Source organism: Achromobacter sp. SIMBA_011, assembly GCF_046535435.1.
Classification (GTDB): Bacteria; Pseudomonadota; Gammaproteobacteria; order Burkholderiales; family Burkholderiaceae_B; genus Achromobacter; species Achromobacter dolens.
In genome coordinates, this window is the sequence record NZ_JAWRWN010000934.1 from 1 (window position 1) to 250 (window position 250).

The 250-nt window shown below is 60.4% G+C and carries 1 protein-coding gene; it reads right to left on the bottom strand.

Translation table 11 applies throughout. The annotated features are described in order from the left end of the window. On the bottom strand, positions 1-250 hold a 250-nt coding region (locus SB816_RS33740; protein ID WP_410548469.1), incomplete at both ends, for a GNAT family N-acetyltransferase.

Sequence of the window (250 nt, forward strand, 5' to 3'; positions counted from 1 at the left end):
TCAAAGGCGGTTTTCCACGTATAGGCCTCGCCGGCTGTCATGAAGACGACCATGGACGCGATGGCGCTGCCGTTGAGATCGATGGTGTGAATGCGCACCGCATCCGCCTCGGCCAGATTGGTTATTGCTTCGCGGGCAAACGCTGCGCGATAACGATCATTGACCAGTGCAGTGCGTTTGCGGCCCTTCCAGCCGCTCGCCTCCAGCGCCAGGAATTCCTCCATCCGGTAGCGGATGTCTTTCGGCTGCC